Annotated in this window: 15 protein-coding genes; 6 read left to right on the top strand and 9 right to left on the bottom strand. The window is 61.9% G+C overall.

Annotated features, from left to right (window positions below):
* Positions 1-94: 94 nt before the first annotated feature.
* The 3 genes from ACYP01_RS17040 to ACYP01_RS17050 all read left to right on the top strand — a co-directional run bounded on the left by ACYP01_RS17040 (position 95) and on the right by ACYP01_RS17050 (position 3,987).
* Entirely contained in the window at positions 95-1,027 is a 933-nt protein-coding gene (locus ACYP01_RS17040; RefSeq protein ID WP_003944048.1) for a DoxX family protein, read from the top strand.
* A 132-nt stretch (positions 1,028-1,159) separates the two neighbouring features.
* Entirely contained in the window at positions 1,160-3,442 is a 2,283-nt protein-coding gene (locus ACYP01_RS17045; RefSeq protein WP_003944077.1) for a HelD family protein, read from the top strand.
* A gap of 83 nt (positions 3,443-3,525) precedes the next feature.
* Positions 3,526-3,987: a DUF732 domain-containing protein gene (locus tag ACYP01_RS17050; RefSeq protein ID WP_003944104.1), complete on the top strand. Its 462-nt coding sequence runs from the start codon at positions 3,526-3,528 to the stop codon at positions 3,985-3,987.
* Between the two features lies 1 nt (position 3,988).
* On the opposite strand, the gene ACYP01_RS17055 is transcribed toward ACYP01_RS17050, so the two are convergent.
* From ACYP01_RS17055 to uvrB, 3 genes are all read right to left on the bottom strand, one after another.
* Positions 3,989-4,441 carry a universal stress protein gene (locus ACYP01_RS17055; protein WP_003944055.1) on the bottom strand — a complete coding sequence of 151 codons (453 nt, stop codon included), beginning with the start codon at positions 4,439-4,441 and terminating at the stop codon, positions 3,989-3,991.
* 188 nt (positions 4,442-4,629) lie between these two features.
* Entirely contained in the window at positions 4,630-5,505 is an 876-nt protein-coding gene (locus ACYP01_RS17060; protein WP_459681387.1) for an SCO6745 family protein, read from the bottom strand.
* A gap of 45 nt (positions 5,506-5,550) precedes the next feature.
* Positions 5,551-7,713, bottom strand: a complete 2,163-nt coding sequence (uvrB, locus tag ACYP01_RS17065) for an excinuclease ABC subunit UvrB (protein WP_007728743.1) — start codon at positions 7,711-7,713, stop codon at positions 5,551-5,553.
* 86 nt (positions 7,714-7,799) lie between these two features.
* Between uvrB and ACYP01_RS17070 the strand changes: the two genes are divergently transcribed.
* On the top strand, positions 7,800-8,318 hold the full coding sequence (locus ACYP01_RS17070) for a ribonuclease FAU-1 family protein (RefSeq protein ID WP_054187412.1): 519 nt from the start codon (positions 7,800-7,802) through the stop codon (positions 8,316-8,318).
* Positions 8,319-8,322: 4 nt separating this feature from the next.
* Here ACYP01_RS17070 and coaE read toward each other — a convergent pair whose 3' ends face one another.
* Positions 8,323-9,537 carry a dephospho-CoA kinase gene (gene coaE, locus ACYP01_RS17075; protein WP_459681390.1) on the bottom strand — a complete coding sequence of 405 codons (1,215 nt, stop codon included), beginning with the start codon at positions 9,535-9,537 and terminating at the stop codon, positions 8,323-8,325.
* Between the two features lie 159 nt (positions 9,538-9,696).
* Between coaE and ACYP01_RS17080 the strand changes: the two genes are divergently transcribed.
* Positions 9,697-9,912 (top strand): hypothetical protein, encoded by a 216-nt coding sequence (locus ACYP01_RS17080; RefSeq protein WP_003944056.1) that lies wholly within the window; start codon positions 9,697-9,699, stop codon positions 9,910-9,912.
* Positions 9,913-10,091: 179 nt separating this feature from the next.
* On the opposite strand, the gene rpsA is transcribed toward ACYP01_RS17080, so the two are convergent.
* Positions 10,092-11,579, bottom strand: coding sequence for a 30S ribosomal protein S1 (gene rpsA, locus ACYP01_RS17085; protein ID WP_003944095.1), 1,488 nt, complete (start codon positions 11,577-11,579; stop codon positions 10,092-10,094).
* A gap of 337 nt (positions 11,580-11,916) precedes the next feature.
* On the opposite strand from rpsA, the gene ACYP01_RS17090 reads away from it, so the two are divergent.
* Positions 11,917-12,762, top strand: coding sequence for a class I SAM-dependent methyltransferase (locus tag ACYP01_RS17090; RefSeq protein ID WP_459681393.1), 846 nt, complete (start codon positions 11,917-11,919; stop codon positions 12,760-12,762).
* A gap of 3 nt (positions 12,763-12,765) precedes the next feature.
* On the opposite strand, the gene ACYP01_RS17095 is transcribed toward ACYP01_RS17090, so the two are convergent.
* The 4 genes from ACYP01_RS17095 to ACYP01_RS17110 all read right to left on the bottom strand — a co-directional run.
* Complete coding sequence (locus tag ACYP01_RS17095; RefSeq protein ID WP_019748634.1) at positions 12,766-13,527, bottom strand: amino acid ABC transporter ATP-binding protein; 762 nt, start codon at positions 13,525-13,527, stop codon at positions 12,766-12,768.
* Positions 13,524-14,480 carry an amino acid ABC transporter permease gene (locus tag ACYP01_RS17100; RefSeq protein ID WP_019748635.1) on the bottom strand — a complete coding sequence of 319 codons (957 nt, stop codon included), beginning with the start codon at positions 14,478-14,480 and terminating at the stop codon, positions 13,524-13,526. Before ACYP01_RS17100 ends, ACYP01_RS17095 begins: the two co-directional genes overlap by 4 nt.
* Complete coding sequence (locus tag ACYP01_RS17105) at positions 14,480-15,352, bottom strand: ABC transporter substrate-binding protein (protein WP_024487476.1); 873 nt, start codon at positions 15,350-15,352, stop codon at positions 14,480-14,482. The genes ACYP01_RS17100 and ACYP01_RS17105 overlap by 1 nt, the downstream gene beginning before the upstream one ends.
* Before the next feature lie 206 nt (positions 15,353-15,558).
* Positions 15,559-15,853, bottom strand: a 295-nt coding sequence (locus ACYP01_RS17110; RefSeq protein WP_459681396.1) for an isocitrate/isopropylmalate family dehydrogenase, incomplete at its 5' end; no start/stop codon positions are given.

The following is a 15,853-nucleotide window of genomic DNA, read 5'->3' on the forward strand; positions in this document are numbered from 1 at the left end:
CAACCGGGTCAGGCGTGCCGGGATCGCCGAACCGGACCAATTCCTTGTGAGATCGCTAGGGTGGAAAACGAACCTACATCGGGAGGCTTGAAACATGCTGGTACGTCGAATTGCTCGTCCACTGCTTTCCACGATCTTCATCGCCGGGGGAATCGATGCTTTGCGCAACCCTGCTCAGCGAGCAGCCAAAGCGTCACCGCTGATCGACAAATCCGTCGAGACGCTGCCAGGAGCAGTGACGCAGAAGGTGCCTGCTGATCCGGAAACACTCGTCAAGATCAACGCCGCCGTCCAGATCGGCGGCGGTGCCCTGCTGGCCACCGGCAAGGCGCCGCGGCTCGCGTCGTTGGTGCTCGCGGGGAGCCTGGTACCGACCACGCTTGCCGGTCACGACTTCTGGAACGAAACCGATCCGTCACTGCGAGCGATGCAGCGCACCAACTTCATCAAGAACGTCAGCTTGCTCGGCGGACTGATGATCGCCTCCGTCGACACCGAGGGCAAGCCGTCGCTCGGCTGGCGCGGCCGTCGCGCCGCGAAGAAAGCCCAGGCGTCTATCGCCGCAGCACTTCCGTTGGTCGCATCGCAGACCGATCACACGAGCGATCGCGTCGAGCATGCTCTGTCGGTGGCGTCCGAACGCGGTTCCGAGCTTGCCGAAACCGCGAAGGCACACGGCACGGATTGGCTCGAACTTGCGAAGGAGCGCAGCTCCGAGTTTGCGGAGATCGCGAGCAAGCGAGCCGCGGAATTCGGAGAGGTCGCCAAAGAACGCGGCCCGGACATCCTCGAAGTCGCGCAGAAGCGCGGCTCCGAACTGGCCGAGACCGCACGCGAGCGCAGCGCCGAACTGGCAGAGCTGGCGAGCAAGCGCAGCTCTGAGTTCGCCGAACTCGCCCTCGAGAAGAGCAACGAGTGGGCCGAAACGGCGTCGGAGCAGACCGAGGTGCTGGGTAAGCGTGCCCGAAAGCGCGCCGAGAAGGCGCTCGAAAAGGCTCGCGCCAAGAAGGACGAATTGACGCACTGAGTGCACCGAAAAACACGGTCAGGCCACCTTCGGGTGGCCTGACCTGTATCTATGCGGCAGTTCATCTGGGGGAACTAGACTGTCTTGGCGCTTTTGCAGCGCGTGAATTTCTCATCAAGCCTAGGAGATCCTTTGCCCGACGCGGACCCGTCACTGAACGAGCAAGAGCTCGAGCAGCAGTACGTGACGATGTTGTACTCCCGTCTCGACGATCTTCGAAAGTATGCCCAAACTCGCTTGAGCACGGTCCTCCTCGAGACCGGCGGAACCCCGCAAGCACGCAGTGAACGCGAATCCTTCAACGCCATGTACACCGAGGATCTCGCCAAGTACGACGCAGCCGAGAACGGAATGTGTTTCGGACGCATCGACTTCGACGACGAGCGACGCTACGTCGGCCGACTGGGAATCCTGGACACCGACAACGACTACGAAACGCTGCTCCTCGACTGGCGAGCTCCGATGGCACGCCCGTTCTATCTGGCGACGCCCGCGGCACCTGAGGGCGTGAAGCGGCGACGCCATATTCGCAGTCGGAGCCGCACCGTCACCGGCATCAACGACGAATATCTGGACCTCGACGCAGCCCGCGCCGCGGGCGTGGTGACCGAAGCCGGCGGCGTCGCCGGTGAGAGCGCTCTCCTGGACGCTCTGAACGCAGCGCGTACGGGTCAGATGAACGACATCGTCGAGACCATTCAGAGTGAGCAGGATGCCATCATCCGCTCCGAGCACAAGAGCGTTTTGGTCGTCCAGGGCGGTCCGGGTACCGGTAAAACCGCAGTCGCCCTTCACCGTGCCGCCTTCTTGCTCTACACCTACCGTCAGCAACTGGCCAAGGCCGGTGTTCTCATCATCGGGCCGAACGCGACGTTCCTCGACTACATCAGCCAGGTCCTTCCTTCACTCGGCGAGACCGGAGTTCTGCTCTCGACGATCGGGGACCTGTATCCCGGAGTGCGTGCGACTCGTACGGATTCCCTCGCCGCCGGTGAGATCAAGGGTTCCCTCGCGATCCTCGACGTGCTCAAGAACGCCGTCCGGGATCGGCAGGAAGTTCCGTCGAAGCCGATTACCCTTCGATTCGACACGTACGACTTGAAGCTGGATCGAAAGACTGTCACGAAGGCGCGCGGGCGTGCTCGGTCGTCGCGTCGCCCACACAACCTGGCGCGCCCGATCTTCGTGGCAGCAGTCATCGAGGCGTTGGCACTGCAGATGGCCGAACTCATCGGCGGAAACCTCGTCGACGGTGGGTCACTCCTCAGTCGGGACGACATCGCCGACATTCGCGACGAGATGCGTGAGGACCCTGACATCATGTCCGCCATCGCGAAGCTCTGGCCCGAATTGTCGCCGCAGCAAATCCTGGCGGAACTGTGGACGTCGCCGGCGAGGTTGGCCAAGGCAGCGCCGCAACTCGACGACGCCCAACGCGACGAGCTTCTGCAGAGCGTCGGACCGGGTTTCAGTGCGGCCGATGCTCCCCTGCTCGACGAACTGGCCGAGATTCTCGGTGTCGACGACGCCGCCGAACGCGAACGCGCACAACGTGAATGGCGCGCGCAGATCGCCGATGCCCAGGGCGCCCTCGACATCCTCACCGGCTCTGCACCACAGGATCTCGAGGACGAGATGGATCCCGAGATCTTGATGGCGTACGACTTGATCGACGCCAGCCAACTCGCCCAGCGCCACGATCAAGGTCAGCGTCAGACGACGGCGGAACGCGCTGCCGGCGACCGGACGTGGACCTACGGTCACGTGATCGTCGACGAAGCCCAAGAGCTCTCCGAAATGGCGTGGCGAATGCTGATGCGGCGCATACCGAATCGCTGGATGACGTTGGTCGGCGATACAGCCCAGACCGGGGATCCGGCTGGAACCTCGTCCTGGCAGAAGATTCTCGAGCCTTACGTCGCCAAGCGCTGGAAGCTCACCGAACTGACCGTCAACTACCGAACTCCTTCGGAGATCATGGATGTCGCGCACCGTGTACTCGAAGAGATCGACCCGGAGCAATCCGTGCCCCGGTCGGTACGCGACAGCGGATTCGCGCCGTGGGCACTCAAGACCACGGCCGAAGAATTGGAATCGACCGTGCGCCGTTGCATCGAGTCCGAGTCGCATCCCGGTATCACCGCAGTGATCGCCGGTTCCGAGGTCGTTGCCGATCTGGCGGGCATTGCGAGTGACACCGTAAGCGTCCTGTCCGTCAAGGACGTCAAGGGACTCGAGTTCGACACCGTGTTGATCGTCGAACCAGCCGACATTCTCGACGAGTCACCACGCGGAATGAACGACCTCTACGTCGCATTGACCCGCGCTACCCAGAGGCTCGGCATCATTCACGTCGAGTCGCTCCCCGCGGTTCTCGACGGCGTCGAAGCAGCAGAGTTGGCCTTCGATTCGTGAGCATCACGGAGTAGGTTCGTGCGTGACACCACGAATGGTGGTGTCACTCCAATTTGTGTCGACGACTGAAGGAATGACCCCTCGTGCTTGGCCTGCCCGCAAGTTCCGCCGCACCCATCCGCAAGATCGCTCGCGTGGTGATCGGCGTCGGGATGCTTGCGGCAGTGACAGCCGGTTGCTCAGAGGATGATTCGAGTTCGACGGCTGCTGCAGGCAGCGACGACATCGCTGCTGTTGCTGCCGCACCGACCGAAAAACCGGTAGACGAGGCAGAAAGGCTGCGGGCGGCGCTTGCGTCTACCGGGGTCACGCCCGCCTTTTCCGACGACATGTTGCAGGCGCTCGGTGACGGCGTCTGCCAGCAGCTCGCGGCCGGAACGGATCGAGCGATGATCATCGCGAATCTGCGGGCGGTATCGCTGAACGGAGCAAGCGAACCAATGGTCACCTCCGGAAACGGCTCGGCCGCATCGACAACACCCCCCAGCGCCGATCAGCTGGCTGAAGTGTTCGTCGATGCGGCCGAGGCCGACTACTGCCGGTAGTTCAGCGAACGGTGTGCACGATCAGGACATCGGACGTCGCCTTGCGAGCGGCATCGGAAGGCACCGATCCGAGTAGACGCCCGGTCAACGTGTTCAATCCGCGATTTCCGACGACCAGCAAGTCGCCCTTCACCTCGTCGAGCAAAGCGAGAAGCGATTCGACGGGAGCGCCGACGACGGCGCGCTCGACAACATCCTTTGCCCCCTGGGCATGTGCGCGCTCACGAGCGGTGCGAAGGATCTCGTAGGTCGGAGCGGAACCGGTGACCTGGTAGGCCTCGTTACCCAACGCATCAGCGGCAGCGCTCACGTCCTTGGGATCAGCCGGGTAGTACGCACACGCGATGACGAGCTGAGCGTCCGAGCCACTGGCAATGGCGGCAGCTCTGTCGACTGCCTTCAGTGACGACTCGGAGCCATCGGTTCCTACGACAACGGTCCGGTAGGCACTCATTCATTCCTCCATGGTTACGGGACGGACGGTACGGCCGGCACCGGGCGCAACGCTGTTGCGCCCGCTCGACAACCGCTGCGCTGACATTAGCGGGATTGTGCCGCGGATAGTGTTATTTGCAGTACACGCCACAAGCCCACAGTGAATGTGATTCTTCGTCACAGACACATTTGTTCGGTGGTGACCACTCAGCGAAGTTTGCCGAAGCGGGGCCCGAACAGCGCCGCCGGAAATACTTCCTGCTCGACCAGGGCGGTACGCCACGGCGTCGCCAATTCCAGCAACCGCTTGGCACCCTCCTCACCCAGCGCATCCCACGGAGCCAAAGCGAGGTCGTCCGTCAGGTCTTCGACGACGTCACGCAAGTCCTGCCCGTCCTCGGTCAGCGCGCCGGACGAACGATCGAGCAGTTCGCGATCCTTCAAACTCTCGACGGCCTCGTCCCACTGATCCTGCGACCATCCGCGGCGAGTCTGTGCGAATTTGCGCTGAAACCCGATTCCCGTCGCGGTGTGCGTGATCAACGCGTCCAGGCCGTTCAATCCCGCGGTCTGAAGGGCCGCAATGTGGCCGTCACCGCGATACTCACGCAGCAGTGTCAGCGCGTGCCAGAAACGCAGGTGCGGCTCGGCCGGCCAGTCGAGCGACGCCCAACCCGCGTACAGAGGGCGGCCGTCCACTCCAGGAATGTTCTGGGCAGCAATCGACACGAGTTCGGCGGCCTCGGCCATGTCCGCCGAACCTGTCACGTCTGCACCGAGCAGGCGGACGTACGCCGCGTCGATTGCCCGATACCGCGCGGCGACAACCTCTGTGGGCCTTGCCAATTCCCAGGCACGTGGGATGACACTGGCGATCAATTCAGGATTGAAGTTGAAGAAGGTGGCCGTGACGACAGTCGCGGGTGGAGCGCCGAGCGGAGCTGATCGCCCTGCAAAGTACACCATTCGGCCAGGCTCCAACCCGACGCCGACAAGTTCCTTCTCCGTCTCCGGGACGAAGTAAGCCAAGGAATGGAGAAGTTCGAGAGTCCGCGCGGTCTTGCCTGCAGTCTGTGCATCCATACCTGAAACCGTAGCGGTCGAAAGCACGAACGCACGCGAGGCGACCTACTTGAGACCCGCGGCGTCCATTCCTCGAAGCTCCTTCTTCAAATCCGAGATTTCGTCTCGCAATCGCCCAGCCAACTCGAACTGAAGGTCGCGTGCAGCGTTCATCATCTGATCGGTGAGTTCCTTGACCAGATCTGCCAATTCGGCCCGAGGCATCGATTTGGTGTCGCGCCCCTCGTACACACCCGCACTGACCGCACGACCGGCCTCACCCTGCGCACGCCGACCACGCGTCGCATTGCGACCCGAACCACCGACGTCCACCGACGCCGCAGTGTCCTCTGCCTCCTCGTACACCTGATCGAGAATGTCCGCGATCTTCTTGCGTAGAGGTTGTGGGTCGACGCCCATCTTCTCGTTGTAGGCGACCTGCTTCTCGCGTCGTCGCTCGGTTTCCTCGATGGCCTGCGCCATGGAAGCGGTGATCTTGTCCGCATACATGTGCACTTGACCGGATACATTTCGAGCCGCTCGGCCGATCGTCTGAATGAGGCTGGTGGAGCTACGCAGGAAACCTTCTTTGTCGGCATCGAGAATCGCGACCAGCGACACCTCGGGAAGGTCGAGTCCCTCACGCAGGAGGTTGATGCCGACCAGCACGTCGTACTCCCCCAGGCGGAGCTGACGGAGCAACTCGACTCGCCGGAGCGTATCGATATCCGAGTGCAGGTAGCGGACGCGAATACCGAGTTCGAGCAGGTAATCGGTCAGATCTTCCGACATCTTCTTGGTCAACGTCGTAACCAGCACACGCTCGTCACGTTCCGCTCGCTCGCGGATTTCGTGAACGAGATCGTCGATCTGTCCCTTGGTGGGTTTGACGATGACCTCGGGATCGATCAATCCGGTCGGGCGGATCACCTGCTCGACGAACTCACCGCCGGACTGACCCAACTCGTACTTACCTGGTGTCGCCGACAAGTAGACGGTCTGACCGATCCGCTGACTGAATTCTTCCCAAGTCAGAGGGCGGTTATCTGTTGCCGACGGTAGCCGGAATCCGAACTCGACCAGGTTTCGCTTGCGCGACATATCGCCCTCGTACATGGCGCCGATCTGAGGAACCGTCACGTGCGACTCGTCGATGACCAGAAGGAAATCTTCCGGGAAGTAGTCGATCAAGGTTGCGGGGGCAGTTCCAGGGCCACGGCCGTCGATGTGGCGCGAGTAGTTCTCGATGCCGGAGCAGAATCCGACCTGTTTGATCATCTCGAGGTCGTACTGCGTACGCATGCGCAGACGCTGAGCCTCGAGGAGCTTGCCCTTGCCTTCGAGCTCGGCGAGTCGCTCTTCGAGTTCCGCCTCGATGTCCTTGGCGGCACGCTCCATGCGTTCAGGGCCGGCGACGTAGTGCGTCGCCGGGAAGATACGAACCGTGTCGACCTGGCGAACGATGTCACCAGTCAGTGGATGGAGGTAGTACAGTGCCTCGATCTCGTCACCGAAGAATTCGATGCGGACCGCCAGCTCTTCGTACGACGGAATGATCTCGACCGTGTCGCCGCGCACGCGGAACGAACCTCGCGTGAACGCCATGTCGTTGCGGTTGTACTGAACGTCGACGAGCAGACGCAGGAACGCATCCCGCGGTACCTCCACACCGACGTCCAGCTGAATCGAGCGATCGAGGTACGACTGCGGTGTACCGAGGCCGTAGATGCACGACACCGATGCCACCACGACCACGTCCCGTCGTGACAGAAGGCTGGACGTCGCCGAGTGGCGCAGCCGCTCGACATCGTCGTTGACGGACGAATCCTTCTCGATGTAGGTGTCCGTCTGGGCGATGTACGCCTCGGGTTGGTAGTAGTCGTAGTACGAGACGAAGTACTCGACCGCGTTGTTGGGTAGCATTTCCCGAAGCTCGTTCGCGAGCTGAGCCGCCAAAGTCTTGTTCGGAGCCATCACCAGAGCCGGGCGCTGCAGCTTCTCGATCAACCACGCAGTCGTGGCCGACTTACCGGTACCGGTCGCACCGAGGAGGACTACGTCCTTCTCCCCCTCGTTGATCCGTTTCTCCAGCTCGGCGATAGCTGCCGGCTGATCGCCTGCCGGTTCGTACGGGCTGACGACCTCGAAGCGCGCGTCTGAGCGCTCGATGTCACCAACCGGCCGAAACTCGGAATGCGCGACCACGGGATGTTCGGAAGCAAACGCCATGAAACCAGGGTAAGCGCACCTACCGACACAATGCCCGCTCGTCCGCGTTCAGCCGAAAATGCAGTTCGGCGGTAGGTTCTTCGACCATGAGCGAGGAACGTCCCCACATTCACCGGCCGAAGGTCGAAACCTTCGACATCGCAGCTCGCACCAACGTCGATCCCAAGGGCTTCGTTCGCCCGGTCGAGCACTACCGCGAAGAACCGTGGGGGCTGTACATGGCGCGCCACGCCGACCATCCCCGGTTTCACTACCTGGAGTCCTGGATCATTCCCGAACTCGGAATTCGGGCGTCGATCCTGCACTTCACCCCGGAACACATCCGAGACTGGGATTTCTATGTCGACATCGGCGACTTCATCCGCGGCGACCAGGTCTGGACGTCCGAGGACCACTACCTCGACCTGATCGTGCAGACCGGACGCAGCGTCGAATTGCTCGACGTCGACGAATTGCTCGAGGCGAACACCGCCGGGATTCTCGACCCGAAGACGTCAGAGCGTGCGATGCTGAACGCGGCCCGCGCTATCGACGGCATCGCCGCCCACGGTCACGATCTCGACGCCTGGCTCACCTCGGTGGGCATGCCGGTCACGTGGCGCTGAGTGGTTAGAGGGACCAGCCTGATTTCTCGGCCCACTCCCATGCCCGGTGGAAAGCGGCGTCGAACCACGGCGTCTTGACTCCCAGGTAGGCGTCGATCGCAGCGGCGTAGTCGTCGATGCCGGCGGCACTCTCGGCTGCCTTGACCTTGAGTTCGGCATATTCGGCACGCGCCGACGCATCGGCGCGAAGCCAGTCGCGGAACAGGATCGCGAACTGCTGACCGGGCCAACCGTCCACCCGAATGTGAATGTTCGCGCGGCGCCCTGGATCGGCACTCCCGTGGATCCGCTTCGCCCACACCGCCGGATCGGTCTCGCCACCGAGGTACGACGGTTTCGGGTCGTCGGCGACGATGTGCTCGATCCGGGGGAACCCGGCAGCGGCCAGATCTTCCGCGAGGTCGTCGGCAACGCCGAGGTGCTCGACAGTGATCTGAATGTCGATCACGTCCTTGGCATCGAGACCAGGCACTGCGGTCGATCCGATGTGATCGATACGGCGCGCGCGGTCACCGGACGCCAACGACAACCGGCCGATGATTCGTTCGGCCTGCGCCGGCCACGACGGGTCGGCTGGAGTCAGCTCGGGCAGTGCGCGCACTACCGTGCCCTCGCGGAGGTTCTTCTCGAAGGGAACAAGTCGATTCGCCCACAAGTCGCGGACCACGTCGTCGAGTGAACCCGGCTCTCCGCTGTTGTCGAGCCACACGTCGGCAACAGCACGACGCTGATCGTCATTTGCCTGCGCTGCGATGCGCGCACGAGCGTCGGATTCAGGCATGCCGCGCGAGCCCACCAAGCGTCGAACTCGTTCCTCCTCGTCGACGTAGACGATGACGACCAGATTGAATGCCGGCGCCATCGACCCCTCGACCAACAGCGGAATATCTTGAACGAGCACTGCATCCGACGGCGCAGACGAAATCTGCTCCATCGTCCGCGCACCGATCAGTGGGTGGAGGATGCCGTTGAGAGTTCCGCGTGACGTGTCGTCGGCAAACGCCAACGACGCCAGCGCGGGTCGGTTGAGGCTGCCGTCCTCGGACAGAATCCCGACGCCGAATGCATCGACCAGAGCGGCAAGTCCCGGAGTACCGGGCTCGACCACTTCTCGGGCGATCAGGTCGGCGTCGACGATGACGGCTCCCAGTTCGCTGAGGATTTTCGACACTGTCGACTTACCGGCTCCGATGCCTCCAGTGAGGCCAACTCTCAACACACTCGACAGTCTCTCATCTCCGCGCCCGAGAGATTCAGACACGCCTACTGATCGAACACGCCGGGGCGTTCGAGGCTCAAATACCACAATTTCGGTGACCGTGCGGTTATGTTCTAGCGAACGCACCTGTACCTGCACCTTCTCGAGAAAGTGGACGCCATGCGAGCAGATCGCGACCATCACGGTCAGCACCGCCTCGGAATGCCGAACGGCGTGCACTGCATAGAGTTTCCCGAAGTTGCTTTTGCCCTGGCAGAGCACCGTCGTACGTGGTTCACGATGCTCGTGAGCCAAGGCCGACACAGCTTCGCGTCGATGCGTAAGCGCACAGCCGAAGCGACCGCCACCTACTGGGTGCCTGCTCCCGCAAACTGAGTTCTCTTCACGAAGTACAAAATGACCGGCAACCCTTCGGTGCCGGTCATTTTTGTGTTCACTCACTTAATTGATTCTTCGCTCGCAAGTGACACCTGGCAGAGAGAAGAACCCCGCCCCTGCACGTGCAGGGGCGGGGTTCTTCACAGATCTCGCCTGATCAGATCAAGCGGTAATCCTTATGCGTTGCCCGACAGCTTCTCGCGAAGTGCGGCGAGCTGTGCATCGCTGGCAAGCGATCCGCCAGCGGACTCGGCCGGAGCGGAGCCGGCAGCAGCCGGAGCCTCGGCGTCGTCTGCAGCAGCCGTCTCCGAGGAGTAGCCGGCAGCAGCGGTGGCAGCCTCAGCGGCCTCGTCTGCAGCGGTCTTCTCCATCTGAGCGGTGTGCATCTTGTGGCGACGCTCAGCCTCGGCGTAGCGGTTCTCCCACTCTTCACGCTGCTTGTCGAAGCCCTCGAGCCATTCGTTGGTCTCGGGATCGAAGCCCTCGGGGAAGATGTAGTTGCCCTGCTCGTCGTACGAGTCGGCCATGCCGTACTTGGACGGATCGAACTCGGCGTTGTAATCCTCGTTGGCCTGCTTCAGCGACAGCGAGATACGACGACGCTCGAGGTCGATGTCGATGACCTTGACGAGTGCATCGTCGCCGACGCCGACAACCTGGTCCGGAACCTCGACGTGGCGCTCAGCGAGCTCCGAGATGTGAACGAGGCCTTCGATTCCCTCTTCGACGCGCACGAATGCACCGAACGGAACCAGCTTCGTGACCTTGCCGGGCACGATCTGGCCGATGGCGTGCGTGCGGGCGAACTGACGCCACGGATCTTCCTGCGTTGCCTTGAGCGACAGGGAGACGCGCTCGCGGTCCAGGTCGACGTCGAGAACCTCGACGGTGACCTCGGTGCCGACCTCGACAACCTCGGACGGGTGATCGATGTGCTTCCAAGACAGCTCGGAAACGTGAACCAGACCGTCTACGCCGCCCAGGTCCACGAATGCACCGAAGTTGACGATGGAGGACACGACGCCCTTGCGGACCTGGCCCTTCTGGAGCTGGTGCAGGAATTCGCTGCGAACCTCGGACTGAGTCTGCTCGAGCCATGCGCGGCGCGACAGGACCACGTTGTTGCGGTTCTTGTCGAGCTCGATGATCTTGGCCTCGATCTCCTTGCCGACGTACGGCTGGAGGTCGCGGACGCGACGCATTTCGACGAGCGAAGCGGGGAGGAAGCCACGAAGACCGATGTCAAGGATGAGGCCGCCCTTGACGACCTCGATGACGGTGCCCTTGACGGCCTCGTCCTTCTCCTTGAGCTCCTCGATGGTGCCCCAGGCACGCTCGTACTGAGCGCGCTTCTTCGACAGGATCAGTCGACCTTCTTTGTCCTCCTTGGTGAGGACGAGAGCCTCGACCGCATCTCCCACGGAGACGACCTCATTGGGGTCGACGTCGTGCTTGATGGAGAGCTCACGAGAAGGGATGACGCCTTCGGTCTTGTAACCGATGTCGAGCAGAACCTCGTCGCGGTCGACCTTGACGATGGTTCCTTCGACGATGTCGCCATCGTTGAAGTACTTGATCGTGGCATCGATGGCGGCGAGGAAGTCCTCGGCGGAGCCAATGTCGTTAATGGCAACCTGCGGCGAGGTGACGGTTGTGGAGGGCATATGTTGAATTGCTCCGGACGAGTTGTGGTCGGTTGATGGATTTTGTCGGACGAGATGCGCAACTGTGGCGTACAAATGTTGGAAGTACTTTGTGAAGTACTAGATCGAAGTACCCAGCTGCATCAATAACGAACAACCGAATACCGGATCACATTCCACACCGCGGAAGCGCACCGCGAGCTCCCTCGGTCCGACTGATTCCGAGACCTTGGTAAAGATCTCGTATAGACAATCGGTCGGATGACAGACACTCGCGTGAGTAAGACTACGCGTCGGCTATCTTGCCGGGCAAACCCGGGTACCCTGCGCCCGCATCACCCGTTCTACTGTGTTGTTCATGTCTGACGAGCGCCATGCCGCTGCCAATTCCATTCTCGGTACCAGCGGCGTCGGCCGAGTCCGTGTCGATTCGAGTGCCAGCGACCGCGCCAGCCGTGCGTGGTGGGACGCCGACGCCGACGATTACCACCGAACCCACGGCGAGTTTCTGGGCGTGAACAGCGCGGAAGGTGAATTCGTCTGGTGCCCCGAAGGGCTGCACGAGGGCGATCACCACTTGCTCGGCGACATAGTCGACAAAGACATATTGGAAGTGGGTTGCGGCTCGGCGCCGTGTGCCCGATGGCTCGCCGGACACGGTGCTCGGGCCGTCGGTCTCGACATCTCGATGGGGATGCTCGCCCGCGGGCAGGACGCGATGAGTGCCGGCGGGCCGGCAGTCCCGTTGATTCAGGCAAGTGCGGAACTCCTGCCGTTTGCCGACGGGAGTTTCGACATCGTCTGTTCCGCGTTCGGCGCCGTCCCGTTCGTTGCCGATTCGCAGCGAGTGATGAACGAGGTCGCCCGGGTTCTCCGTCCCGGCGGATCGTGGGTCTTTGCCGTCAACCATCCGATTCGATGGATCTTCCCCGACGATCCCGGGCCGAAAGGCTTGACCGCGACCCTCCCCTACTTCGACCGCACCCCGTATGTCGAGGTCGATGACAACGGAGTCCCCACCTACGTCGAGCATCACCGCACCATCGGCGACCGGGTTCGTGAGATCGTCGCGGCCGGACTTCAGGTGCGCGACATCATCGAGCCCGAATGGCCGGAGTGGTTGGACCGCGAATGGGGACAGTGGAGTCCCCTACGCGGCCAACTCTTTCCGGGCACTGCAATTTTCAGCGCCGTCAAACCCTGACGGCTACAGCAGCTTCGACAGAAAAGCCTTGGTCCGGTCGTGCTGAGGATTGGCCAGGAGTTCCCGCGGCTCGCCTGCCTCGACCACAACTCCCCCGTCCATGAAGACCAACTGGTCGGCGACCTCGCGGGCGAAACCCATCTCGTGGGTGACGACCACCATCGTCATGCCTTCTTTGGCCAACTGCTTCATCACGGTGAGAACTTCACCGACCAGTTCGGGGTCGAGCGCGGACGTCGGCTCGTCGAACAGCATGAGCTTCGGGTCCATCGCGAGAGCGCGGGCGATGGCAACTCTTTGCTGCTGACCACCCGACAACTGGGCCGGGTAGGCGTTGGCTTTGGCGCTCAACCCGACCTGATCGAGGAGGTCCTTCGCTCGTTCGACAGCCTTCTTCTTACTGACGCGCTTCACCTGCGTCGGCGCTTCGATGATGTTCTCGAGAGCGGTGCGGTGCGGGAACAGATTGAAGTGCTGAAACACCATCCCGATGTCGCGGCGTTGTTTGGCCGCTGCTCGCGGGTGAAGTTCGTACAGTTTTCCGTTCTTCTCCGAGTAGCCCACCAGGTCGCCGTCGACGTACAGTCGGCCGGCGTTGACCTGCTCGAGGTGATTGATGCAGCGCAAGAACGTCGACTTGCCCGACCCGGACGGCCCGACGAGACACAGGACCTGACCGGGGTCGATTTCGAGCGAAATCCCTTTCAGGACCTCCAATGCGCCGAAGTTCTTACAAACTCGGTCTGCTTTCACCATGGGTGTCATTTGCGTTCTCCTCCGGGGGTATCCGGAAGCGTTTCCACTACCGTAGCTTTTCCTTGCGCGTCGGCCAGTGCCTGAAGTTGGCGTGTGGTCAGTGCTCGGGTTGCGCCCTTCGAATAGTGACGCTCGACGTAGTACTGCCCGATCATGAGCAGACTCGTGATTGCGAGGTACCACGTCGCCGCCACCATCAACAGGGGAATCGGCTCGAAGTTGGCGCCCGAGATATCGCGCGCTCGACCGTACAACTCGAAGCTGTAAGGGACCGCCGTCACGAGCGAGGTGGTCTTGAGCATGCTGATGACCTCGTTACCGGTCGGCGGAATGATGACGCGCATCGCCTGCGGTAGAACGGTTCGTCGCATCGTCTGACTCCACGTCATACCCAATGCAACAGATGCTTCGGTCTGGCCCTCGTTGACCGAACTCACGCCGGCGCGGACGATCTCGGCCATGTAGGCGGCCTCGTTCAATGCCAAACCGATCACGGCAAACAGAAACGCTGCCTGCAAGTCCTGGAGATTGATGTGCGCAAACTGATGTACGAAGGGAATACCGAGATCGATGCTCTTGTAAATCGACGGGAACAGGCCCCAGAAGACCAACTGCACGTAGACAGGTGTTCCTCGAAAGATCCACAGATAGCCCCAAGCCGCGGCGCGAAGCACCGGGTTGGGAGAGAGTCGCATGACTGCCAGAATCACACCGAGGACGATCGCGATCACCATTGCCAGCACCGTCAGCTGGATCGTTGTCCACGCACCAGCGGAGATGCGTTTGTCGAACAGATACTGACCGTAAGTCCCCCATGCAAAGGCTTCGTTGGTCGCCGCGCCGTAAACGAACAGTCCGAAGAGGACCACGACGACGACCGCGGCAATCCAACGACCAGGTCTGCGTAGTGGAATTGCCTTGATCGGCACCGGATCGCCGGTCTCAGTTGTTGTCATGTTCATCAGCTTTCCGCGCCGTTGATCTTGGATACTTCGATGACGCCGGCCTCGACACTCCAGGTCTGCGCGATCTGTTGATAGACACCGTTGTCGATCAGGTACTGCATTGCCTGCTGCAGGGCGGGACCGAGGGCGGAGCCCTTCACGATCGGCCAGCCGTAAGGCGCCGAATCGAAGGGTTCTCCCGCAGCTTCCATCCGGCCCTTGCTCCGTTTGATCGCATAGCCGGTCACTGGTGAATCAGCGGACAGCGCGTCGACTCGACCGAGAATGAGCGCGTTGGCCGCGTCGTCCTGGCTGTCGTACTTGATCTTGTCGATCGGGGGTTTGCCCTCGGCCACGCAGGCCTCGCTCTTGGCGGGCACCTCGTCGATGTCCTCGGTGGTCGTGGTCTGCACCGCCACCCGAAGCCCGCACGCATTGTTCGGATCGACTGGCTTGTCCGGCCGCTGGGCCCACTGGATACCCGCGCTGTAGTACGTGACGAAGTCGACCGTCTTCTCGCGCTCCTTGGAGTCGGTGAACGAAGACATGCCGAGGTCGTAGCTTCCCGACTGAATAGCGGGGATGATCTTGTCGAAGTCGGCTTGGTTGAAGACAGCTTCGACCCCGAGCACGGCGGCAACGGCATTCATCAGGTCGACGTCGAAACCGACGATGTTGCCGTCCGCGTCCTTGAATTCGTTTGGCGCGTAAGGAATGTTGACCCCGACCTGCAGTTTGCCCGAATCCGTGACCTTGGACGGCAGAAGTGCGGCGATCTCGGGCACCTTCTGGACATCAAGTGGCGGCCCTTCCGGAACGAGACCCTCGTTGTTGGTGACACATCCGCCGCACAATGCGACGATCAAGCCCACCAACAGGACTCGCACCACGTTGGCGCGGATACGCCCGCCACTGCTCGAGCCATAACTCACGCCACGTGGCCTTGGTGCCCGTGCGTTTTCATCGACCACGACTCTGCTCTCCACTCGTCGATCGCCGCACTTGCAACGTCCATCCGAAATTCAGTCGAACGGTAGGTTACGGCAGGAGTTCCACCGTCGCCGACTTCGCAAGATTCCGGCCTGTCGTACAAGAATCAGCGACGCAGAGTGTGTGCGTACACGACTTCGGAAAATTCGCTGGTCGATGCCAAACCGCCGAGGTCGGCGGTCGCGATGCCCGACGCGATGGTCGTGCGAACCGCGTCTGAAATCCGGCGTGCTGCCGCAGACAACAACCGATCGCCACGCGCATCACCGAGCCAGTCGAGCATCATTGCGCTCGAGAGGAACAGTGCCGTCGGGTTCGCCCGATTCTTCCCGGCGATGTCGGGTGCGGCACCGTGCGCAGCCTGAGCCATGACCCGCGTCTCGGAAGCGTTGATCGACGGG

This window comes from Rhodococcus sp. no. 34 (assembly GCF_054589475.1).

Excerpts from the sequence above, each read along its gene's own strand:
- ACYP01_RS17100 (WP_019748635.1), bottom strand. The coding sequence starts at position 14,480 with ATGAACATGACAACAACTGAGACCGGCGATCCGGTGCCGATCAAGGCA.
- rpsA (WP_003944095.1), bottom strand. The coding sequence starts at position 11,579 with ATGCCCTCCACAACCGTCACCTCGCCGCAGGTTGCCATTAACGACATT.
- ACYP01_RS17060 (WP_459681387.1), bottom strand. The coding sequence starts at position 5,505 with ATGGATGCACAGACTGCAGGCAAGACCGCGCGGACTCTCGAACTTCTC.
- ACYP01_RS17090 (WP_459681393.1), top strand. The coding sequence starts at position 11,917 with ATGTCTGACGAGCGCCATGCCGCTGCCAATTCCATTCTCGGTACCAGC.
- uvrB (WP_007728743.1), bottom strand. The coding sequence starts at position 7,713 with ATGGCGTTTGCTTCCGAACATCCCGTGGTCGCGCATTCCGAGTTTCGG.
- ACYP01_RS17055 (WP_003944055.1), bottom strand. The coding sequence starts at position 4,441 with ATGAGTGCCTACCGGACCGTTGTCGTAGGAACCGATGGCTCCGAGTCG.
- ACYP01_RS17080 (WP_003944056.1), top strand. The coding sequence starts at position 9,697 with ATGCGAGCAGATCGCGACCATCACGGTCAGCACCGCCTCGGAATGCCG.
- ACYP01_RS17070 (WP_054187412.1), top strand. The coding sequence starts at position 7,800 with ATGAGCGAGGAACGTCCCCACATTCACCGGCCGAAGGTCGAAACCTTC.
- ACYP01_RS17095 (WP_019748634.1), bottom strand. The coding sequence starts at position 13,527 with ATGACACCCATGGTGAAAGCAGACCGAGTTTGTAAGAACTTCGGCGCA.
- ACYP01_RS17040 (WP_003944048.1), top strand. The coding sequence starts at position 95 with ATGCTGGTACGTCGAATTGCTCGTCCACTGCTTTCCACGATCTTCATC.